The sequence below is a fragment of the Paracoccus versutus genome (genome assembly GCF_000763885.1).
Lineage (GTDB): Bacteria > Pseudomonadota > Alphaproteobacteria > Rhodobacterales > Rhodobacteraceae > Paracoccus > Paracoccus versutus.
The window spans coordinates 1-21,045 of sequence record NZ_JRKO01000056.1 but is presented as its reverse complement, the minus strand read 5'-3'; the positions used below and the strand labels follow the sequence as shown (position 1 = coordinate 21,045).

Sequence of the window (21,045 nt, the reverse complement as noted above, 5' to 3'; positions counted from 1 at the left end):
CGCGGTTGCATGCCGGATCAACGCAAGCTGACCGAGTAATGCACGGCATCGGTCAGGCAGCGCGACTGGCGCAGCTCCACCGCCTTGTCCTCGAGGTCATAGGCGATCCGCTGGATAGCGATCAGCGGATGCCCGACCGCGCAACCCAGCCGCTCGGCATCCTGCGCATCGGCCAGCGTGGCGCGCAGCTGCTCGTCCGCTCGGGCGATCGTCACGCCCCATTTCGCCGACAGAAGCTTGTAGATGTTGTTGGGAATGCCATCGAGCCCGGCCAGTCCGGCGAAGCGCGCGGCGGGCAGCCACAAGACCTCGTTGATGACCGGGGCGCCCGCCATCAAGCGCACCCGCTCGATCCGAACGACCGGGGCGCCCTCGGCCAGTCCCAGCGGCTCGGCAACCTCTTGCGGGGCCGGCACCTCGGCGTTCCCCAGCATCTGGGAAAGAGGAAACTCCGCCTCCTTGCCGTCGGCCGTCAGGCGGAAGAACTGGAACAGCAGCTTGGGATCCTCGGGCTGGGATACGAAGGTGCCGCGCCCCTGCCGCCGGACCAGAAGATTGTCCATCGTCATCGCGTCCAGCGCCTTGCGCACCGTGCCCTGGCTGACGCGAAGCTGCCGGGCGAGTTCATGTTCGCTGGGGATCAGCATGCCCGGCACCCATTCCCCCGACACCAATCGCCGCGTAAGCTGGTCGCGCACCTGCGCGTAAAGGGGCTTGGCGGCGACAAGATCGTCGGACATCGGAACTCCTCGGTTACAAGGCGCAGATTTCCGCTCGCTTTGCGGGAACGGCATACCTCCAGTAATCTTATAATATATAAGATCCAGGCCACATAACAAGCTCGGGGCTGGTGCCCCATGCACAGCGAAAAGAAGCAGAAAGCCCGAACCACAGATCCGGGCTTTCTTGTATTTCAAGCAGATCGCCACGACCAACGCGACCAACACCCTCGGGGTTGTTCAGGACGGACGGCTTAATCTGCCTCCGCGAAAACCTCGTCTCGTTCACGCCTGACGCTGGGCAGCAACGCCAGCACCAGCACTACGACCGAGATCAGCAACAGAACCGCGCTGATCGGGCTGGTGACGAACACCCAGGGATCGCCACGCGACAGGACCAGTGCCCGGCGCAGGTTTTCCTCCATCAACGATCCCAACACGAAACCCAACAGCAAGGGTGCTGGTTCGAACCCAACCTTGACCAGCACATAGCCGACATAGCCGAAGAAGCCGATGAACAGCACATCCGTGATCTGCGAGTTGATCGAATAGATCCCCACGCTGCAAAAGACCAGAATGGTCGGATACATCAGCCGGTAAGGCACTTTCAGCAGCCGCACCCAAAGCCCGACCATCGGCAGGTTGATCAGCAGCAGCATCAGGTTGCCAAGCCACATCGAGGCAATCATGCCCCAGAACAGTTGCGGATGCGCGGTGATGACCTGGGGCCCAGGCACGATGCCGAAGATGGTCATGGCGCCGACCATCAACGCCATGACGGCGTTGGGCGGAATGCCGAGCGTCAGCATCGGGATGAACGAGGTCTGTGCGCCCGCGTTATTAGCCGATTCCGGTCCTGCAACGCCCTCGATTGCGCCCTTGCCGAAGCGCGAAGGATCCTTTGCCAGACGCTTTTCCACCGCATAGCTGGCAAAGGGTCCCAGCACCGCGCCATTGCCCGGCAATAGTCCCAGGATGGCCCCCAGGACCGTGCCGCGCATGATGGGCTTGGCGCTCTGCCTCATTTCCTCGCGCCCCGGCAGCAGGCGGCCGATGCGGGCGCGCACCACGTCTCGCGCCTCGGTCACTTCCAGGTTGCGCAGGATCTCGGCGATGCCGAAGATCCCCATCGCCAGCACGGAAAAATCGATCCCGTCGGCAAGTGAGAACCAGCCGAGTGTCATCCGCGCTTCTCCGGTCTCGATGTCGGTGCCGACGCAAGACAACAATACGCCCACCAGCACCATGCCGATCGCCCGGATGACGGAACCGCTGGCCAGCACCACGGCAAGCACAAGCCCCATCAGCATCAGCGAGAAATACTCGGCCGGCCTGAACAGCATCGCCAGTTCGGTCAAGGGTCGCCCAAGGGCGGCAATAATCAATGTGGCCACGGTTCCGGCGAAGAAAGACCCGATCGCCGCAATCCCCAGCGCGATCCCCGCCCGTCCACGCTGCGCCATCGCATGCCCGTCCAGCGTGGTGACGACGGCAGTGGCCTCGCCGGGGATATTGACCAGGATGGCGGTGGTCGAGCCACCGTATTGCGCGCCGTAATAGATACCGGCCAGCATGATCAGCGCGCCCGCTGGATCCAGCCCGAAGGTGATCGGCAGCAGCATGGCAATGGTCGCGATGGGCCCCACCCCCGGCAGCACGCCGATCAACGTCCCGACCAAGCAGCCCAGCAGGCAAAGTCCCAGATTCTGCAGCGACAGCGCGACTGCAAAGCCCAGCCCAAGGTTCTGGATAAGCTCCATCAGGCATTCCCTCCGCGGCGCCGCCGGACAAGATATAAGGCCAGCGCAACGACCAGCAGCGCCCCCGAGACCAGCAGCATCACCTGCCTTTGGCTCCAGCCCGGGAAATATTTCAGCCAGGACACGGGAAAGGCGGGCATCGGCAGGTTCAGCAGATAGCCGAACAGCAGAATGCAGAACGCCGTCAGCGCCGCGGCAAGAATCGCAAGGTCGAGCCAGTCGCGGTCCCGCTCGGCAAAGCCCGCGATCAGGACGGCAAGCGGTCCCGCTCCGACGATGCCGATGCCAGGCGTGGTGAACGAGCCGATGGGCGTCGGTCTTATCGTGAAGGCGAAAACGACCAGGGCCAGCATGATGATGACAGGCCCGCGCACCGAGATTCGCGGAATCGCCTCACCGCCGCGGAAAATGCCGGCGACGACCATCCCCGCCCCAATCACGGCAATCAGCCAGGCCGTGCCGCGCGGCATCCCGCCCGGACCCATCGCCCGCAAGCTGCCGCTGGCCAGATCCCCCATGGCCAGGAAGGCACTACCAGCCAGCCCAAGCAGGCATAACCCTCCGATAAAGCTCTGATTCAGCAGCCGACCCCTACCCTTTCCGGGGGGCCTCATTGTCTCGGACTGTGTTGGCTGCGATGGGTCTTGAGACATATTTATTCTCCTCCCTGATATGTGATCCCGGTTGCACGCCGCCCTCCACAGCAGACGTTCATCTCGGTCAATCATCTATAGTTTTATATAAGAGATATGATATAAGAGCAAGACGGCACAGAGGTGCCGGCCGCTCCGGGGAGGAGCGGGAGCAACAACATGGGAGGAATATCCATGCGGAATTTTCTGCGTGTGCTTGTCTCGACCGCAGCTACGTTCGCGGCGGGGATGGTAGGGGCGCAAACCTATCCTGAACGTCCCGTCAACCTGGTCGTGCCTTTCGCTGCGGGCGGGCCAAGCGACGCCATCGCGCGTCTGGTCGGCCAGTCGATGTCGGGAACGCTGGGCCAGCAACTGGTGGTCGAAAGCGTAGGCGGTGCCGGCGGCACCCTTGGCGCGGCGCGCGTGGCCCGTGCCGATCCAGACGGCTATACGCTGCTGATCGCGCATGTCTCACTGGCGGCGGGCGAGACCCTCTATCCCAACCTGACCTATGACACCGCGACGGCTTTCGCCCCGATCGGGATGATCAATCAAGGTCCGATGGTCCTGCTGGCCCGTAAGGATTTCGACGCCCCCGACGCCGCCACCCTGATCCAACGGATGAAGGAAGGCGGCGAGGATATTTCCGTGGGCCATGCCGGCGTCGGATCGAATTCGCATCTCTGCGCGGTGCTGCTGCAAAATGCGATGGACGCCAAGTTCACGCTTGCCGCCTATCAGGGCACCGGGCCGGCGATGAACGACCTGATGGCTGGCAGCATCGACGTGATGTGCGACCAGTCCACAACCGCGATCCCGCAGCTCGAAGGCGGCACGGTCAAGGGCTACGCCGTCACCTCGGCCGATCGGCTGGAGGCATTGAAGGATCTGCCCGCCTTGCAGGAACTGGGCCTGGACGGATTCGACTTCACCATCTGGCACGGGCTTTACGCACCCGCCGGCACGCCGCCCGAGATCGTCGAAACGCTGAACGCCGCGTTGCAGGTCGCCCTCGACGACCAGAAAATTGTGGACCGCTTCGCCGCGGTTGGCACCGCACCTTTCCCTACCGATCAACGCAGCCCCGCTGCCCATGATGAAAAGCTGCAGGCCGAGATCGCGACATGGCAACGGGTTCTGGGCAACCAGGCCGAATGAACCCGACCGGGCGGGAAAACCGCCTGGTTCCTATCTGCTCTTGTTGAGGAACCACTATGATAGTCATTACGGAATTCATGGACGAGGCCGCCGTTCGCGAAGGCCTTTCCGGTCGGGATGTGGTCTATGACCCCATGCTCGTCGACAAGCCCGACGAACTGGCGGGCCATCTGGCCCATGCCCGCGCGCTGATCGTGCGCAACCGCACGCAGGTCCGCCCGGCCTTGCTGGATCTTGCACCCCATCTGCACGTTGTCGGCCGCCTGGGCGTCGGGCTGGACAATATCGACATGGAAGCCTGCAAGGCGCGAGGAATCGCGGTCTGCCCCGCCATGGGCGCGAACGACGATTCGGTGGCGGAATATGTCATCGGCACTGCCATGCTGCTGTTGCGGGGGGCCTATCGCGCGAATGCCGATCTGGTAGCCGGAACATGGCCGCGCAACCGCCTGACCGGGCGCGAGATTTCCGGCAAGGTGCTGGGCCTGATCGGCTTTGGCAGCATCGCACGGGCGACGGCTCAGCGGGCCGTAGCTCTTGGCATGACGGTGGTGGCTTATGATCCCTTCCTGACGGCCGACAGCCCGGTCTGGACCCAGAGCTGGGGCAAGGTCACACCGCTGTCCCTTGATGACCTGCTGGCCGGATCGGACGTGGTCTCGCTACATGTGCCGCTGACCGCAGACACCCGGCGAATGATCGATGCGGCGGCGATTTCGCGCATGCGCAACGACGCGATCCTGATCAATGCGGCGCGCGGCGGCGTCGTGGACGAGGCCGCGACCGTCGCCGCGCTGAAAAGCGGAACGCTTGGCGGTGCCGCCCTCGACGTGTTCGAGACCGAGCCGCTGAACGCCGAGGCAGGCGCAGCCTTCGCCGACGTGCCCAACCTGGTGCTGACACCCCATATCGCCGGCGTCACGGTGGAATCGAACGACCGGGTTTCGTGGCTGACGGTCAGGAATGTCCTCGACCATCTGGAGCGGGAACAGGCATGACGAAAGCATCCATTGCACAGGCGCAGGCCGCCGTTGCCGCCGCCCTCCGGGGCGAGGGGGTTGCCGAACAAGCGGCCCTGTCCGTAGCATGTGCCCTGGTCGGGGCCGAGGCCGACGGGCTGAAGGGCCACGGATTGTCGCGCCTGCCCAGCTATCTCTCGCAGGTGCGCAGCGGCAAGATCGACCCCAGCGCCGTCCCTGTGGCCGAGAGCGTCGCGACCTCGGTCTTGCGCATCGACGCCGCCCATGGCTTCGCCTATCCGGCCCTCGATCTTGCGGTCGAGCAGCTTCCCGCCATCGCACGGGAAACCGGCATCGCCGCCGCCTCGATCCATCGCTCGCATCATTGCGGGGCAGCTGGGCTCGTGGTCGAGCGGCTGGCCGAACAAGGACTGGCGGCCCTGCTATTCGCCAATACCCCTGCGGCCATCGCGCCATGGGGCGGCACCACCGCCTTGTTCGGCACCAATCCCATTGCCTTCGCCTGCCCACGCACAAACGGCGCACCGATCGTCATCGATATGTCGCTCTCCAAGGTGGCGCGTGGCAATATCATGGCGGCCAAGCAAAAGGGCACGCCGATCCCCGAGGGCTGGGCGCTTGATGCCCAGGGCCAGCCGACCACCGATCCGGTCGCAGCGCTGGCGGGAACCATGCTGCCGCTTGGCGATGCCAAGGGCACGGCACTGGCGCTGATGGTCGAACTGCTGGCAGCGGGGCTGACGGGGGCGCAATACGCGGCCAACGCCTCGTCTTTCCTCGACGACCAGGGCGGGCCACCCTCCACGGGGCAGTTGATCATCACCCTCGACCCCCGGGTTCTGGGTGGATCGAGCACGCTGAGCCATGTCGAGCACCTGGCCGCCGCCATTGAAGCGCAGCAAAACGCCCGCATCCCCGGCTCGCGACGCATTGCTCAACGCCGGAAGGCCGCCGCCGAAGGGATCGAACTGCCCGAGACGCTGCTGTCCAGAATCGCGTGAATCAAATCGCATGGCTCTGGCAAGGAGCCATACGACAACCAGCATTGCCTGCACGAACGATCGGGGACCCGCGATTTGACTTGCAGGCCCCGATAAAGATGGAAGGCGGGCGCGCCTTGCCTCGGGTTTGCGCTCGCCAACGGTCTCTCTGCGGTTCCCGTGACGTGGAAGCGAGCAGCATCTTGATGTGAGAATCTGGCGAGCCTTCGGTGCTCCCACACCCGTTCCATGTAACCGCCTGGCAGCGAAGGCCCACCCGCATGACCCTTTCCGTCTTGCTCATCCTGTCATTGCTGGTGGGCCTCGGCGAACCATTCGACACAGGCGGCGCTGATGTCGATTTCCACACGTGATTCCGCCAGCGGCTTGCCCTGTTCCAGGGTCAGGATCTGCGCCAACCCCTCGCGCTCTTGCAGGATCAGCGCGTGCCAGCGCTTCAGGATCTGCGCCCGCTGTGCGGCGGTGCGGGCAGATCATTCGGTGAAGGCCGTTGCGGCAGCCTCGATGGCCAGGGCGGCAGCCTCGCGCGTCAGTCGCGGCACGTCACCGATATGCTCGCCCGTCGCGGGGCAGGTGACGGCGATGCTTGCACTGTCCGACGAGCTACGCCACGCCCCCGCGAAACAGGCCCGCTGCCGCAAAGCGCGGGTCGTTTGAAAAGCGCCCCCCCATCGGTTCCCTCTTGCTGGCTGCTGAATGAGCTTGCATCCCCTGCCTGATCTGAAGTGAAAGTATATCTAAATCAAATAAAATTATGATTGCATTAAATGTAAGTATAACTATTGTTTTTTGGCATGGAGGGCCGCCATGTCCATACGAATACTTAGAACACTCATCGCCGTTGCCGATCACGGCACATTCAGCGCCGCCGCAGATGCGGTTTTCGTCACACATGCCGCCGTCAGCCAGCAGATGCGCGCGCTGGAGGCGGAATGGCAGGTCGCGGTCTTCGATCGCTCGAAACGCACCCCGGAACTAACCCCGATCGGGCGGGCGCTGCTGGCCAAGGCGCGCGAGGTGGTGCGCGCCTATGACGACATCGTGCCGTCGGTTCTGGGCGACGATGGCCTCAAAGGCGATTTCAACTTGGGCGCGGTGCCGACGACGCTGATCGGGTTGGTGCCCTTTGCCACCGCCATGCTGAAAGCGAAATGCCCGGAACTGCACGTGGGGCTGTTCCCTGGCCTGTCCATCCCGCTGATCCACCAAGTCGAGCGAAACGCACTTGATGGCGCGCTGATCTCCAAGCCCGACATGCTGCCGCGTGAGTTGATCTGGCATCCCATCGCCTCCGAGGAACTGGTCCTGATCTGTTCCGAACAGATCAAGGACGACGACCCGGTCAGGATCCTGAATGAAAACCCTTTCATCCGGTTCACCCGCGATGCCGTGGTAGGCTCGTCCATCGAGAAATGGCTGCTGGCCCACAAGATCGCCGTGAACGACAGCATGGAACTGGCCGGGCTGGAATCGATCTACAGCATGGCACTGGCCGGGCTGGGCGTCTCGATCGTGCCGGAATCCTGCGTCAGGATCGCCAATCCGCCTCCCTTGCGGCGCATCCCGCTGGCGCCCAAAGACGCCCCCATGCGGCACCTAGGGCTGGTGCAGCGCAAAGACAGCACCAAGAACCGCGTCCTGGGCGAGATCGCCCGCGCGATGGAGCGCGCCGTCGAGGTGGGTATCTTCTCGCCCGAGACGATCGCCCGGATCTCGTGACGTACCGCAAGGGAAGGTTGCACTTGCATTGCCGCTGCGGGGCGCGCATCTTAAGTATATGTAAATAATATAAGATTTTATTTACATGACTGTAAGAAGAAATTGTGGCTGGCCGCCGCATCGACCCGAAAGCAATCATGACCGATCATCTATCACCTGCCCGGATCACCCCGAATGGCCTCACCCGCCCTGCCTTGAAAGGCAGCGCGATTTCACTCGCATATCCGGCAAGGACGCCGACCCCATGACGACAGGCTTCATCACGGCGCTTCTTGCCGGAGCATTCGCCGGCGGGTTCATCAACGGCCTGGCGGGATTCGGCACGGCCCTGCTGTCCCTGGGATTTTGGTTGCAGATCATGCCCCCGCCACAGGCGGTGGCCATTGTTGTGGTCATGTCGGTGGTGAGCGGCTTGCAGGGACTTTGGATCACCCGGCGCGAGATCCGCGACCGCCCAGGCCGGCTGGCACGCTTTCTCGCGCCGGGGCTGATCGGGCTGCCCTTGGGGGTGAGCTTGCTGAGCGTGATCAGCGCGCCGTTGTTGAAGCTGGTGATCGCCGGCTTCATGATCACCTATGGCGGTTTCTTCACGCTGCGCCGTTCACTGCCCCGTTTCGAACGACCGACCCCCCTGATTGACGTCGGCATCGGCTTTACGGGGGGCGTCCTGGGCGGCGCGGCATCCCTGTCGGGGGCACTGCCGACGATGTGGTGCGCCATGCGCCCCTGGCCTAAAGGCGAGACCCGCGCGGTGCTGCAGCCCTATAACGTCGGTATCCTGGGTATGGCCGTCGCGCTTTTTGCCCTGCAGGGCCTCTACGACCGCGAAACCCTGCTGTTGATCGCGATGGCTCTGCCGACCACCATCATCGGCGCTCAGCTCGGCATCAGGCTGTTCCACCACCTGAACGACACCCAGTTTCGCCGGTTGCTGATCGGGGTGATGTTCGCCTCGGGCGTGGCGCTTGCCCTGCGCGAACTCATGTGAAAAGGGGCCGGCGAATGTTGCCGGCCCCCTTTTCCAGTCCGGAAGTTCAGGCTTGCTTGAAAAAGGGCGCCGGGATCAGGATCTTGTTCTCGATGTGATCGACCAGCGGGCGCATCTGAACGGCATAGGCCTGCCATTCCTCCGACGCTTGCAACGCCTTGCGACGCTCCCAACGGTCGTCCATGCTGTCATAGCCCCACATATGCACGATCTGGTTCAGCGGACCAATGTCGGTGAAGTAATAGCCCACCATGTTGCCAAGGATGCGGGTCTGCACCGACAGTCCCTCTTCTTCATAGAGCTTGAGGAATTTGGGCACATTGCCGTTCTTCAGCGTATAGGTCCGCATGTCGATGAACATCGCGATCTTCCTTCAGTCAGGTTTGGTTCAGAAATGAAGCAGGTGGATGGTGACCAGCGCGAAGACAGCCAGCAGCACGGTCAGGCAGCAGACGATGCCGATCGCGGTGCCGCCGACCTCGCCCAGCTTTTTCAGCGAGGTTTTCATTCCGAGCGCGGCGATGGCGGTGACCAGGCACCAACGGGACAGTTCAAGCAACAACGCCGTCACTTCGGGCGGGATGAGCTTGGCGCTGCCGATCAGCACCAGCGCGGCAAAGCCGATCACGAAGAAAGGAATCGGCAGCGACTGGCCGGGCGCGCGGCTTTTGCCAAACAATAGCGAGATTGTGACGACGACCGGGACCAGCAGCGCGACGCGCAGCAGCTTGACGAAGGTGGCGGTCGCCCCGGTCTCGTCTGAGACGGAATAGCCGGCGCCAACGACCTGTGCCACGTCGTGGATGGTGGCTCCGAAAAAGACCCCCATCGCATGTTCGGACATGCCGAGTGCCGCACCGACCATCGGATAGACGATCATCGCCAGTGTCGACAGCGCGGTGACGGCAATGACCGTGAAGATGGTGTCGCGCTCGTGATTGGGATCGTCCTTGGGGAGCACCGACGAGATCGCCAGAGCCGCCGAGGCACCGCAAATCGCAACTGCGCCGCCCGTCAGCAGGCCGAAGGACAGCGAGCGGCCGAACAGTCGGGACAAGATCACGCCCGCAACGATGGTCAGCCCGACGCCGGCAAAGGTAATGAAGACGACACCCAGCCCCGCTGCTGCGATCTGCTGAACCGTAATACCGAGGCCCAGCAGAGCGACACCGAAACGCAGAAGCTTCTTTGCGGCGAACTCGATGCCAGCCGCGGTCGAGGAGTCCGGTTCAGCCAGAAAAGTGAAGGCCATGCCGAGCAGCAGGGCCATAAGCATGATCGGCGCGCCATAGTGATCCGAGAGGAAGCGTGCGGCCAGCGCTACCGTGACAGCCGAGAGAATGCCGGGGAACAGCAGCCGCGCTATGGATGGCGTAGCAAGAGCAAACTGCTTCATCCGATGAGTTCGTCCCGGCGGTCATCGGTCTCGCCGAACCGCTTCAGGACGGCAGGCTTGGTGCCTTCGTAGACGCGCTCCAGGTTCTCGGCGATCTTGGCGTTCTCGCGTTCGAACAGGCAGTTGCCTTCGAGGTCCGAGGCCACCAGGAACGGCCCCATCCGGTTGCAGCGGATCACCCACATCGCCTGGGCCAGGCCGAGTTCCTCATTCCAGTGCACGGCCTCGACATTCTCGACCCCGCGGCCCAGAAGCGCGCCGGTGCCGTAACCCACGGTCGACAGGTAGATGGCACCGTTCGGGACGAAATATTCCTTGTAATCCCTGGACGACATGCCGCCCTTGCCGATGATCAGCTTGGCGCCGGTCTTGGCCATCCACTCGGGCAGCCATTTGGCAAAGCGGAAGCTGGCCGTGGCGGTGACGGCGCCCATGTCGAAGCTGCCGTCCTCGCGGATGGTCGCGGCGGGCGAGCAGTGGAAATTCGCCGCGCTCTGCGACGGCAGTTCCATCGGGATGTTCGCCTTGTCCTCCAGCGCGCGCATATAGACGCCTTCGCGCGCAGTATACATCAGCCCGTTCAGATAGACGATGTCGCCCATGCGCAGCGCGGCGATCTCCTCGGGCGTGGGGGTGGTGGACAGGATGACTTCACGCGGTTTCATTCGGCGGCCTCCATCGCCATGTCCCAGCCGACGGTCTCGCGGCGTTGATAGGGGGTAAACCAGTCGGGATCGGTGCGATGCTCGACCCGCCCGTCGGGATAAATGCGGGCCACGGCGCGGCGCGAGGACAGGCAGAAGGCATGGACCGACATCTGCATGCCGCCGGTATGGCAGTAGCCGACCTCGATATGGGTATCGATCACCATGTTCTTGCCGACAAAGCCCATCGCACCCATGCCGATGGAATTGCCGAGTTCCTTGAACTCTTCCTCCAGCGCAGCGATGCGCGGATCGCTGTTGCGGTCGCCCACCGTGCGCAGGCAGGCGGCGCGCTTGCCCAGCACCATGCAGGTATCCTTGCAACCGCCCAGCCCGATGCCGATGATCGCCGGCTGGCAGGCCAGCCCGCGCTTGCCGAAGGCCACCAGGCTGTCGAGATAGAACCGCTTGATCCCCTGGATCCCATCCGAGGGGAACAGCATCCGATAATCGGTGCCGAACAGCCCGCCCTTGTGGACCGTGATCAGGTCGATCCATTCGCCACCAGGCTCATAGCCGTATTCGATCTCGGGCGCGCCGATGCCGACATTGTTGTTGTGGTCGGTGCGCCATAGCGGATGCACCCGGTTCGGCCGCAGGGGCACGCCGTTCGTGGCATTGGCGGTGGCGCGGCGCAGCGCCTCCTCGAGTGCGATGGGACCACCCTCGATGCGGGTGTCGTTGCCCATCTTGACATACCAGCGCGGTGTTCCGGTGTCGCCGCACATCGCGCGGCGGTCCTGCTTGGCAGCCTCGTAATTCTCCAGCATCGCCTGCAGCACGAAGGACGACAGGTCGCCGTCCTCGGTCTTCGCGGCGGCCTGTAGTCCCTGCAGGTAATCGTCGGGAATCTCGATGGCGGCCTTGGCCATGAGATCCTCGGCGGTGGACTGGATCAGGTTGATCGGTATCACGTCAGCTTCCTCCTGTGCCGGGACGCGCGCCCGGCCCCTCTCACTGGGTTGCAACGAGCGTTTCGGGTTCATGCGCGGGCAGGATCGTTTCCCCAGGGCGGACGATGGTGAACTGCACCTGTTCGCGGCTCAGCGTCAGGTCGTCGCCCTTCTTCCGCGCGAGAGTGAAATACGAGGTCTCAAGATCGCCGCTTTCGGGGAAATCTTCGCGGAAATGCGCGCCGCGAGAGTTCTCGCGCAACTCGCCCGCCCGCGCGATGACCTCGGACACCTCGACCAGCGAGGCCAGGTTCAGCCAGTCATGCCAGGTCAGGTTGAAGGCCAGGTTCGACGGATCGACTCCGGTCTGCATCAGCTCGTCCCGGATCTCGGCGATGCGCTTCTGGCCACGTTGCAGGCCGGCGCCGGTGCGCATGACGCCGACATCCTCCCACATCGCCTCCTGCAGCTTGTGGCGCAGCGGCTGGATCGGCGCCGCCGTGCGCGAGAACGGATGGCTGGCGCGTTCGACCTCGGCCGCCAACACGGTTTCGTCGGGATCGCGCAGCGCGCCCATGCGGCGAATGTCGGCGCCCATCACGTCGCCGGCAATGCCGCCGAAGACGGTCGAGTTCGCCACGCCATTGCCGCCCAGACGGTTCGAGCCATGCGCGCCGCCGGCATCCTCGCCCGCGACATAAAGCCCCTCCATCTCGGTGCGTGTATCGGGATCAACGACAACGCCGCCCATGAAGTAATGCGCGGTCGGCACCACCTCGACCTTGCCCGCGGCCAGGTCAAAGCCGCTGTCGGCGCAGCGCTTGACCATGCCTGCGAATTTCTTACGCACGTTCTCGGGGCCGAGGTGGCTCATGGAAATGAACATGCCGACTTGCGCAGGATCGTTGTTCTTGCGCATCTCGGCATAGATACCGCGGCTGACCACGTCGCGCGTGGCCCGCTCGCCGCGTGCGTCATAGTCGAACATGAAGCGGTCGCCGCGCGCGTTCAGAAGCTGACCGCCGGCGCCGCGCAAGCCTTCTTCAAGCACCGTGCCAGTCATGCGGGTGTGGTCGCCCGCCAGCAGGCCCGTGGGATGGAACTGCACCATCTCCATGTCGCGCAGCGGCAGGCCGATGCGCAGCGCCATGGCCAGCCCGTCCATGGTCTTGTCGCCCGAGGGTGTGTGATACTTGTACATGGTCGGGCCGCCGCCGGTGCCCATCATCACGCATTTGGCGCGCACGAAGCGGAACCGGCCTGTCCGCATGTCGATGAACAGCACCCCTGCCAGCGAGGCCCCGTCCGCGGTCGGGATCAGCCCGATGGCGCGGTGTTCCTGCAGCTTGCGGATCGGGCGGGCCAGCACCTGCTCCATCAGCCGGCTGATGATCTCGATGCCGGTCAGGTCGCCCTTGTGGACGGTGCGGTCGGCGGTCTGGCCGGCGAAAGCCTTCTGATGCAGTGTGCCGTCGGGATTGCGATCGAAGAAGCAGCCGATCTCGTTTTCCAGCTCGCGGATGCGGACGACGGCCTGTTCGCACAACCGCCAGGCCATGTCCTGGTTTGGCAGCCACTTGCCGCCGTTGATCGTGTCCATGAAATGCCGCTCGACCGTATCGCCGCCGCCAAGCGCGACGTTATAGCCGCCCTGCACCATGCGCGTGCAGCCGCATTTGCCGACCAGCCCCTTGACGGCCAGCGTGATCCGCGTGCCCGGCGGCGCGCTTTGCTGGGCATGCAGCGCCGCGAACAGCCCCGCCCCGCCCGAACCGAGGATCAGGATATCTGTGTCATCCCGTTCGATGTCGAATTTCAATGCCATGGTTCACACCGCCCGCAGAAGAAAGGTTCCGGAGATCAGGAAGGCGCCCGCGACGGCCCCGGCGGCCAGGCTTTTCTGCCGCGGCGACCAGGGCAGGAACTCCAGCGCCAGCAGGCGCAGCCCGCCGAAGAAATGTGCGGCCAACAGGAAAACCAGCCCGAATTCCGCGAATTTCACCAGCGGGTTGTCGGCGAAGCTCAGGAAGCGGTCCAGCTGCTGCGGCCGCGTCAGCGCCAGCGACAGCACATAGAAATGCGCGGGCAGGAACAGGGCCAGCGCCAGCCCCGACAGCCGGTGCAGCATATAGGCCAGCCAGAGCGGGTGTTTGCGATGCGGCTTCATCATCACAGCATCGTCACGGCCGAAACGGCGCGCGCCCCCATGAACAGAAGGACGATCCCGACGCCCCAGGTGAATATCTCAAGAAGGCGGCCCCGCAATCCGGTCGTCTCATGCAGGATGACGCGCAGGCCGATTGCCGCGTGGATGGATACCGCGACGACGAAGGCACCATAGAACAGGAACCAGGCGATGCTGCCTTGTGTGCGAGACAATATCTCCGCGCTGCTGAGGCCCCCCTGGATGGCGTAGATCATGACGGCGAGATGCCCCAGCACCAGCGGCCCCATGACCATCGCGCTCAGCCGCTGCGCCATGTAGTAATGAAGATTGAGCATCATCCCCTCCCCTTCAGGAACGACCGCGCGGCGGCGCGCTTGAGCCCGGCGATGGCACTCAGCGGATCGAGTTCGTTCGGGCAGAAGCGCGTGCAGCTGCCCTGCGAATGGCAGTTCGTGCAGCCACCCGGCCCGGTCACGGTGTCGAGGACGGCCTGCCGGTCCTCCACCTTCACGTCGTTATAGAGCGTCCAGGCGCGTTGCAGCGCCGCCGGGCCGAGGTAATCGGGATTGCCCGCGACCGTATCGCAGGAGGCATAGCAGACCGCACAGTTGATGCATTCGATCGCGGTATTCGCGACGACGCGGCCGGGCTCCTCCGGGCTGACCTCCTGAATCGGTTCGGCGCGGCTGCGGCTGGGCTTGTGAACGCCGCCGGCCTTCACCCATTTGTCGAAGAACGGATCCATATCCGCCGCCAGATCCTTGATCACCGGCAGGTTCCGCAGCGGACCGATCTGCAGCTTGCCATCCGCCAGCACACGCTTGACATGGGTCCGGCAGGTCCAGCGCGGCTGGCCGTTGACCATCATCGCGCAGGATCCGCACATGCCCACGCGGCAGGCATAGCGATAGGTCAGGGACGGATCGACGGTCTGCTGAATCCAGCTGACGACATCGAGTACGGTCTGATTGTCCTGGGCTGGCACCGAGAAGGTCTCGTAGGCGCCCTGATCTCCCGATCCGCGCCAGACCGAAACCTCCATTGTCTTTGTAATCTCGCTCACAGCACACCTGTTGGCTCGTCTCGTGCTGTCACCGTATACTCGATATTATCTAACATAAAGGAACTAATACTAAATAGTTATGTAAGTAAAATTTATGATCTGATGCGAGCCGCCATGAAATGCGCGCGCCGGCGCCCGCGAATTCAACCAATTCACACAGCAAAACAGGTCGCAGACGACGACAGGCGGGCTCCGCGGCAAGTTGTTCCTGTTGACCAACACCCTGCCCCGCAGCGGAACCGAAAGGGAGCAGGATAGATGACTGCCCCTACCCCGATACCGCCATCAACCAATTGTCAGGTAAGGATAATCCTTGTTCCTCACCTGCTGGCGCAGGGATCTATGGTAAATTTACCTTTCATTACATATAAGAATTAATGTTTTTGTGGCAGTAAAATTTTCACATAGAGTGTTCCCACGAGGTGGCCATGTGCTGACCGGCGCTATGCGCTGTCTCAGGGGCGCCGCCTGACCTGCAAGGAGGAATGCAGGAACCGCTATCGACCCCATTCCCCCTCTTTCCGGGGGAGCAGCCAGCATCAGGGCGACCCGTATCGGGCCGCGTGCCAGAAACCGCAGGGAGGAGACATGCAGCAACAGGATCCGCTGCTTGCCGTTCGTGGCGTCACAATTCAGTACAAGACGCCACATCATCTGATCACGGCAACCTATCGCGTCAGCTTCGATGTCCATCAGGGTGACCGTTTCATCCTGCTCGGGCCGTCGGGCTGCGGGAAGTCCACACTTCAGAAGGCCGTCGGCGGCTATATCACCCCCACCGAGGGCGAAATGACGCTGAAGGGCCGCAAGATCACCCAGCCCGGCCCCGACCGGATGATGGTGTTCCAGGAATTCGACCAGCTTCTGCCGTGGAAGACGGTCAAGCAGAACGTCGCCTTCGCCTTGCAGAACGCCAAGGGCATGCCGCGCCGTCAGGCCGAGGAAAAGGCGATGGAATATGTCGAGAAGGTGGGCCTGGGCAAATTCGCCAACAGCCATCCGCACATGCTGTCGGGCGGGATGAAGCAGCGCGTCGCTATCGCGCGGGGCATGGCGATGGAGCCCGACATCCTTCTGATGGACGAACCCTTCGCCGCGCTGGACGCCCTGACCCGGCGCAAGATGCAGGACGAGTTGCTGAAGCTCTGGGACGATACCCGCTTCACCGTGCTGTTCGTCACCCATTCCATCGCCGAGGCGATCAAGGTCGGCAGCCGCATCCTGCTGCTGTCTCCGCATCCGGGCCGGGTCAAGGCCGAGCTGAACAGCACCACGGATCCGAAAGAGGCCGCCGAGCTGGAGCGCCATATCCACCAGATGCTTTTCGCCCACGAACCCGAGGAGGTGGAACATGCCTGAAGCAACCGCCCGCGTCATGCCCCATCGCCCCGGCGCCGCCACCGACCGCCCCGAGATCTATCACGACGAGGTCGAGGGGGGCGAACTGGATATCGTCGAACAGCCGCTCTCGCTTTTCCAGACGCTCTATGGCGAGCCGTGGCTGCGCAAGCTGTTCATCCTGGTCGTGCTGGCCTGCATCTGGGAAATCTACGGCCGGATTCTGAACAACGACCTGCTGTTCCCGACCTTCACGGCCACGGCCGGCGCCTTCTTCAGCTCGCTGATGAACGGCACCCTGCCCGCGGCGGCGTGGGTGTCGGTCAAGGTCCTGCTGACCGGCTATGTCATCGGCATTGCGCTGGCCGCCGCGCTGACCGCGCTGGCGATGGCATCGCGGATCGGGACGGACTTCCTCGAAACCATGACCTCGATGTTCAACCCGCTGCCGGCCATCGCGCTCTTGCCGCTGGCGCTGATCTGGTTCGGGCTCGGCAATGCCAGTCTGGTCTTCGTGCTGGTTCATTCGGTCACCTGGGCCATCGCGCTGAACACCCATTCCGGCTTTCTGGGCGTCAGCAGGACGCTGAAGATGGTCGGCCGGAACTACGGTCTGAAAGGCTTCGGCTTCATCACGAAGATCCTGATCCCGGCCGCCTTCCCCAGCATCCTCACCGGGCTGAAGATCGGCTGGGCCTTCGCCTGGCGGACGCTGATCGCGGCCGAGCTGGTGTTCGGCGTCAGCTCCGGCTCGGGCGGTCTCGGCTGGTTCATCTTCGAGAACAAGAACCTGCTGGACATCCCCAAGGTCTTCGCGGGCCTGCTGACCGTCATCGTCATCGGCCTGATCGTGGAGAACCTGATCTTCCGCACCGTCGAGCGCTACACCATCCAGCGCTGGGGCGTGCAGCACTGACATCGAACAGCCGCCTGCCCCGAAAGGGGCGGGCTTTTCACGGACAGGGAATCCGTAGCTTCAGGGAGAGAGAGACATGAAACACTTCAAGCTGGCCGCCGCGCTTGGCACAGCCATCTCGGTTTTCGGGGCATTGCCGTCGGTCGCCGAGACCGTCAATGTCCGGCTGGCCCGGCAGTTCGGCATCGGCTACATGCCGCTGACTCTGGTGCAGGAACAGGGCCTGCTGGAAAAGCACGCGAAAGAGGCCGGCGTGGATGTCACCACCGAATGGCTTCGCTTCACCGGCGGTTCGGGCATGAACGAGGCACTGCTGTCGGGCAATCTGGATATCGCTGCAGGCGGCACCACGCCGATGCTGACGATCTGGGCGCGGACGCAGAACAACCTGACGATCAAGGGCGTGGCCGCCCTGTCATCCATGCCGCTGCATCTTGTCACCACCGATCCCGAGATCGAATCGATCGCCGATTTCTCGCAAGGCGACAAGATCGCCCTGCCCGCGGTCAAGACCTCGATCCAGGCCATCACCTTGCAAATGGCGGCCGAGAAATATCTGGGCGAAGGCAAGCATGCCGACCTCGATACCTACACGGTCTCGATGGGCCATCCCGATGCGCAACTCACCCTTCTGGGCGGCCAGTCCGAGATCAACGCCCATTTCGGCTCACCACCCTTCCAGAACCAGGAGGTGAAGGATGGGCAGGCCCGCAAGATTCTCGACAGCTACGACGTCCTGGACGGTCCCCACACCTTCACGGTCCTCTGGGCCAAGAACGATTTCGTCGAGAAGAACCCCCAGGTCGTCGGAGCGCTCATGGCCGCGCTTGAGGAAAGCATCGCCTTCATCAAGGAAAACCCCGAAGAGGCTGCGCAGATCTGGGCCGGGGCCGAGAGCACGAACCTGACCCAGGAAGAGATCGTCGCCCTGATCCAGGATCCGCAGACCAAATGGACGACCACGCCCGAGCGCCTGCTGCCCTATGTGAACTTCATGGCGCGGGTCGGGCTGATCGCCAGCGATACCGACGACTGGCGCGACCTGTTCTTCGACACGGTCCATGACCGCGACGGAAGCTGACTTTTCTTTTGTGTGCATCGTAAGGGGAATGCTGAGGCGGTCTATTTCCTGGATAGTCAGTACTGTGTTCGATCAGCGGGCGCTGCTGCGCCCGCTAAAGCCTTTTTCTACCTGGCTCTAAGCCAGAAATCCTCAGACCAAGTGTCGCTTCCATCAGCCCAGTTCCGTGGAGCTTGCAGTCCAGAACGATCTATTGCGCCCATCGCGCGAGGCTCATTATGCCTGACATCGCCCTCGATCTCCGCTTTCTCCACTATGCGATCCTCGTCGCGCGCCTCGGCAGCTTCAGCGCGGCGGCCGAGAGCTCGATCTATCGTACACAACCGTCAACCGCCGCGTCAGCCTCCTGGGGCGAAGGCGGTGTTTCCAGCTCTTCGAGCGCGACGCGACTGGAGCCCACCTCACCCCTGCCGGAGCCAGGTTCGTGGAGGATGCCGAGCGCGGAATGACCACGCTCCTTCGGGCGGTCGACAGCGCCCGAAACTTCAAGAAGGGCGCAACCGGAATTCTGCGCATCGGCATCATGACCTCCTTGTCCGGCGGGTTCCTTGCCGAATTGCCTAACACCTTCCATGCGAAGTACCCGGAGGTCAGGTCGAAATCAGCGAGGTCACCTCGGAGTCAGGCGTAACAGGGGTGCTCTGGGGGCATCTCGACCTGGCATTACTTCCGCGGACGGATCATCGAGAACACCCGCGAACTGCAATGCGCTGCGCCCAACCTTGCCGCCATGCGCGCCAAGGATGGTGTCGCTACGCTGTCCGATCTGGTCCGGTCCTCGCTGCGCCTGCGCCCCGACCGCATCCCGATCGGCGAGGTGCGCGGTGCCGAGGCCCTCGACCTGCTCAAAGCCTGGACGACCGGCCATCCGGCGGCATCGGCACCGTCCATGCCGGATCCGGGATCGGCGCATTGCGGCGGCTCGAACAGCTGATCCAGGAGGCCGTCGTCATCGTGCCGCGCGCCCTGATCGCCGAGATCATCGATCTTATCGCCGTGCTTGCCGGCCGTGGCGCATCCCGCCCGCTGGTCGAACTCGCCCGCGTGGAAGGCCTCGGCCGGGATGGCGACTACCGCATCGCCTCCGTCATTCCCGATACCGACACGACAGAAAACACTGGAGAACCAGAATGATCCGTCCTGCCCTGCGCCTCCGCCATCACGCCGCGACGGCCGCGACCGCTGCCTATGTCAGTCTGCTCATCGCTCCGGCCACACATGCTGCCGGTTCCTCGATGCCCTGGGAAGCGCCGCTGCAATCTATCCTCGATTCGGTCGAAGGACTGGTGGCGAAGATCGTGGCAGTGATCATCATCATCGTCACCGGGCTGACCATGGCCTTCGGGGACACAGGCGGCGACTTCCGGCGCCTGATCCAGATCGTCTTCGGCATCTCCATTGCCTTCGCGGCCTCCAGCTTCTTCCTGTCCTTCTTCAGCTTCGGCGGCGGGGCGCTGGTGTGATGTCTGCCGGGCTGGAACAACTGGACGCGGTTCCAGGCTTCTCGGTCCCGGTGCATCGCGCCCTGACCGAGCCGATCCTGCTCGGCGGGGCGCCCCGGAGCGTCGCCATCCTCCAGCGCCACGCTGGCCGGGGCGGTCGGCCTCGGGTTGCAGCTTTGGTCGGCCTATGTCACCGCGACGATCACCGTCTGGGACGAAAACACCCGCGTCGCCGATGAGAAGCTGCGTCTGGTCGAAAAGATCGTTCAGGGCCGGGATTTCACCGCCATGATCGAGACGATCAACGCCGTCGATGCCTGGCTCGGCTCTGGTCGGGCACCAGATCCTTGATCACCGGCAGGTTGGCCAGCGGAAAGATCGTCGCGGGTTGGGCCAGATCAGCCATGGTGCGGGTGCAAGCGGTCCAATTCGTGCCATCGATCGTCATGGCGCATGACCCGCATACGCCCTCGCGGCACGAACGCCGGAAAGTCAGCGTCGGGTCGATCCTGTTTTTCATCCAGATCAGCGCGTCGAGCAGCATCGGCCCGCAATCGTCCAGATCGACGCGGAACGTATCCAGCCGCGGGCCGGCCATGCCGTCGGGATCGAAGCGATAGATGCGCAGCGTTGCAATCCGCGTGGCGCCCTCCGGCGCGGGCCAGGATTTCCCCTCGGCGATGCGCGAATGCGCCGCCACACCCAGATTGCGCGGGACCGGAAAGCGCCGTGGCCACTTCAGACGCGGCACTCGTCCGAGCGATCGACGATCATGGCCCCTCGCCTTATGGGCGGGATGTCCGGGGCTGTGCGTCGATGGTGATGGCGATGGGATCGCTGGCGGGGAAGGTTCCTTGCAGCGCCAGGTCGAGAAGCGTGTCGACATGCGCCGCCTGTCCCGGATCCCGGTCCCTCGCCGGCAAGGGGGTCTCGTGATCCCTGCCGGCCTCCGGTCTTCGGCTTCCGGGGCCGGGCGATCGGGCGAAATCCAGCGCGCCGCAGCTCAGGATCCTGCCGCTTGCGTTCGCCGTAATCCGAATGCGGCGGCTGGACGAAAAGAAGATCAGCCGCACCGTGCCGGCATC

23 protein-coding genes and 3 pseudogenes are annotated in these 21,045 nt (G+C 63.6%); 12 read left to right on the top strand and 14 right to left on the bottom strand.

Annotation, left to right across the window (positions count from 1 at the left end; genetic code table 11):
- Positions 1-17 precede the first annotated feature (17 nt).
- From IT40_RS21065 to IT40_RS21055, 3 genes are all read right to left on the bottom strand, one after another.
- Positions 18-740, bottom strand: coding sequence for a GntR family transcriptional regulator (locus tag IT40_RS21065; RefSeq protein WP_036759425.1), 723 nt, complete (start codon positions 738-740; stop codon positions 18-20).
- Between the two features lie 233 nt (positions 741-973).
- Complete coding sequence (locus tag IT40_RS21060; RefSeq protein WP_208021409.1) at positions 974-2,479, bottom strand: tripartite tricarboxylate transporter permease; 1,506 nt, start codon at positions 2,477-2,479, stop codon at positions 974-976.
- Positions 2,479-3,207: a tripartite tricarboxylate transporter TctB family protein gene (locus tag IT40_RS21055; RefSeq protein WP_208021410.1), complete on the bottom strand. Its 729-nt coding sequence runs from the start codon at positions 3,205-3,207 to the stop codon at positions 2,479-2,481. Before IT40_RS21055 ends, IT40_RS21060 begins: the two co-directional genes overlap by 1 nt.
- Before the next feature lie 48 nt (positions 3,208-3,255).
- Here IT40_RS21055 and IT40_RS21050 point away from each other — a divergent pair, with 48 nt between their 5' ends.
- From IT40_RS21050 to IT40_RS21040, 3 genes are read left to right on the top strand one after another with little or no spacing between them, the layout of a single operon-like run.
- Positions 3,256-4,272 (top strand): tripartite tricarboxylate transporter substrate-binding protein, encoded by a 1,017-nt coding sequence (locus IT40_RS21050; RefSeq protein WP_208021411.1) that lies wholly within the window; start codon positions 3,256-3,258, stop codon positions 4,270-4,272.
- Between the two features lie 56 nt (positions 4,273-4,328).
- Positions 4,329-5,270 carry a hydroxyacid dehydrogenase gene (locus IT40_RS21045; RefSeq protein WP_036759419.1) on the top strand — a complete coding sequence of 314 codons (942 nt, stop codon included), beginning with the start codon at positions 4,329-4,331 and terminating at the stop codon, positions 5,268-5,270.
- Positions 5,219-6,253, top strand: a complete 1,035-nt coding sequence (locus IT40_RS21040; RefSeq protein WP_244274046.1) for an Ldh family oxidoreductase — start codon at positions 5,219-5,221, stop codon at positions 6,251-6,253. The genes IT40_RS21045 and IT40_RS21040 overlap by 52 nt, the downstream gene beginning before the upstream one ends.
- Before the next feature lie 287 nt (positions 6,254-6,540).
- Here the strand turns inward: IT40_RS21040 and IT40_RS30240 are convergent.
- Positions 6,541-6,894: pseudogene (locus IT40_RS30240) on the bottom strand (aldehyde dehydrogenase family protein).
- Between the two features lie 166 nt (positions 6,895-7,060).
- On the opposite strand from IT40_RS30240, the gene IT40_RS21035 reads away from it, so the two are divergent.
- Both IT40_RS21035 and IT40_RS21030 read left to right on the top strand, forming a co-directional pair.
- Positions 7,061-7,972 (top strand): LysR family transcriptional regulator, encoded by a 912-nt coding sequence (locus IT40_RS21035; protein ID WP_036759416.1) that lies wholly within the window; start codon positions 7,061-7,063, stop codon positions 7,970-7,972.
- 244 nt (positions 7,973-8,216) lie between these two features.
- Positions 8,217-8,960 carry a sulfite exporter TauE/SafE family protein gene (locus IT40_RS21030; RefSeq protein ID WP_036759414.1) on the top strand — a complete coding sequence of 248 codons (744 nt, stop codon included), beginning with the start codon at positions 8,217-8,219 and terminating at the stop codon, positions 8,958-8,960.
- 46 nt (positions 8,961-9,006) lie between these two features.
- Here IT40_RS21030 and IT40_RS21025 read toward each other — a convergent pair whose 3' ends face one another.
- From IT40_RS21025 to IT40_RS20990, 8 genes are read right to left on the bottom strand one after another with little or no spacing between them, the layout of a single operon-like run.
- Positions 9,007-9,321, bottom strand: coding sequence for an NIPSNAP family protein (locus IT40_RS21025; protein WP_036759413.1), 315 nt, complete (start codon positions 9,319-9,321; stop codon positions 9,007-9,009).
- Between the two features lie 27 nt (positions 9,322-9,348).
- A complete protein-coding gene (locus IT40_RS21020; protein ID WP_036759412.1) occupies positions 9,349-10,356 on the bottom strand; it encodes a YeiH family protein in 1,008 nt (335 codons plus the stop codon).
- Positions 10,353-11,021 (bottom strand): fumarate hydratase C-terminal domain-containing protein, encoded by a 669-nt coding sequence (locus IT40_RS21015; protein ID WP_036759411.1) that lies wholly within the window; start codon positions 11,019-11,021, stop codon positions 10,353-10,355. Before IT40_RS21015 ends, IT40_RS21020 begins: the two co-directional genes overlap by 4 nt.
- Positions 11,018-11,974, bottom strand: coding sequence for a fumarate hydratase (locus IT40_RS21010; protein ID WP_036759410.1), 957 nt, complete (start codon positions 11,972-11,974; stop codon positions 11,018-11,020). The genes IT40_RS21015 and IT40_RS21010 overlap by 4 nt, the downstream gene beginning before the upstream one ends.
- Before the next feature lie 40 nt (positions 11,975-12,014).
- Entirely contained in the window at positions 12,015-13,778 is a 1,764-nt protein-coding gene (locus IT40_RS21005; RefSeq protein ID WP_036759409.1) for an L-aspartate oxidase, read from the bottom strand.
- A 3-nt stretch (positions 13,779-13,781) separates the two neighbouring features.
- Entirely contained in the window at positions 13,782-14,123 is a 342-nt protein-coding gene (gene sdhC / locus IT40_RS21000; RefSeq protein ID WP_036759408.1) for a succinate dehydrogenase, cytochrome b556 subunit, read from the bottom strand.
- The gene (locus IT40_RS20995) at positions 14,123-14,455 is read right to left on the bottom strand and encodes a succinate dehydrogenase (RefSeq protein WP_036759444.1); all 333 of its coding nucleotides are present in this window, start codon (positions 14,453-14,455) and stop codon (positions 14,123-14,125) included. The genes sdhC and IT40_RS20995 overlap by 1 nt, the downstream gene beginning before the upstream one ends.
- Entirely contained in the window at positions 14,455-15,162 is a 708-nt protein-coding gene (locus IT40_RS20990) for a succinate dehydrogenase/fumarate reductase iron-sulfur subunit (protein ID WP_116171283.1), read from the bottom strand. Before IT40_RS20990 ends, IT40_RS20995 begins: the two co-directional genes overlap by 1 nt.
- Before the next feature lie 609 nt (positions 15,163-15,771).
- Here IT40_RS20990 and IT40_RS20985 point away from each other — a divergent pair.
- From IT40_RS20985 to IT40_RS29715, 7 genes and pseudogenes are all read left to right on the top strand, one after another.
- Positions 15,772-16,542, top strand: coding sequence for an ABC transporter ATP-binding protein (locus tag IT40_RS20985; RefSeq protein ID WP_036759405.1), 771 nt, complete (start codon positions 15,772-15,774; stop codon positions 16,540-16,542).
- Complete coding sequence (locus IT40_RS20980; protein WP_036759404.1) at positions 16,535-17,437, top strand: ABC transporter permease; 903 nt, start codon at positions 16,535-16,537, stop codon at positions 17,435-17,437. The genes IT40_RS20985 and IT40_RS20980 overlap by 8 nt, the downstream gene beginning before the upstream one ends.
- Before the next feature lie 76 nt (positions 17,438-17,513).
- The gene (locus tag IT40_RS20975; RefSeq protein WP_036759403.1) at positions 17,514-18,518 is read left to right on the top strand and encodes an ABC transporter substrate-binding protein; all 1,005 of its coding nucleotides are present in this window, start codon (positions 17,514-17,516) and stop codon (positions 18,516-18,518) included.
- Positions 18,519-19,197: 679 nt separating this feature from the next.
- Positions 19,198-19,652 (top strand): annotated as a pseudogene (locus IT40_RS20965) (ATPase, T2SS/T4P/T4SS family); the annotation flags it as partial.
- Positions 19,649-19,981 (top strand): TrbC/VirB2 family type IV secretion system protein, encoded by a 333-nt coding sequence (locus IT40_RS20960; RefSeq protein WP_036759401.1) that lies wholly within the window; start codon positions 19,649-19,651, stop codon positions 19,979-19,981. The pseudogene IT40_RS20965 and the gene IT40_RS20960, both read left to right, overlap by 4 nt.
- Positions 19,981-20,140 (top strand): annotated as a pseudogene (locus IT40_RS27920) (VirB3 family type IV secretion system protein); the annotation flags it as partial. The gene IT40_RS20960 and the pseudogene IT40_RS27920, both read left to right, overlap by 1 nt.
- Positions 20,129-20,311 carry a hypothetical protein gene (locus IT40_RS29715; protein WP_036759399.1) on the top strand — a complete coding sequence of 61 codons (183 nt, stop codon included), beginning with the start codon at positions 20,129-20,131 and terminating at the stop codon, positions 20,309-20,311. The pseudogene IT40_RS27920 and the gene IT40_RS29715, both read left to right, overlap by 12 nt.
- Here IT40_RS29715 and IT40_RS30235 read toward each other — a convergent pair.
- Together IT40_RS30235 and IT40_RS29710 are read right to left on the bottom strand one after the other, a co-directional pair.
- The gene (locus IT40_RS30235) at positions 20,262-20,558 is read right to left on the bottom strand and encodes a 2Fe-2S iron-sulfur cluster-binding protein (protein WP_243700296.1); all 297 of its coding nucleotides are present in this window, start codon (positions 20,556-20,558) and stop codon (positions 20,262-20,264) included. The two genes, IT40_RS29715 and IT40_RS30235, sit on opposite strands and share 50 nt — an antisense overlap.
- 187 nt (positions 20,559-20,745) lie before the next feature.
- On the bottom strand, positions 20,746-21,045 hold a 300-nt coding region (locus tag IT40_RS29710), incomplete at its 5' end, for a DUF6522 family protein (protein WP_036759398.1).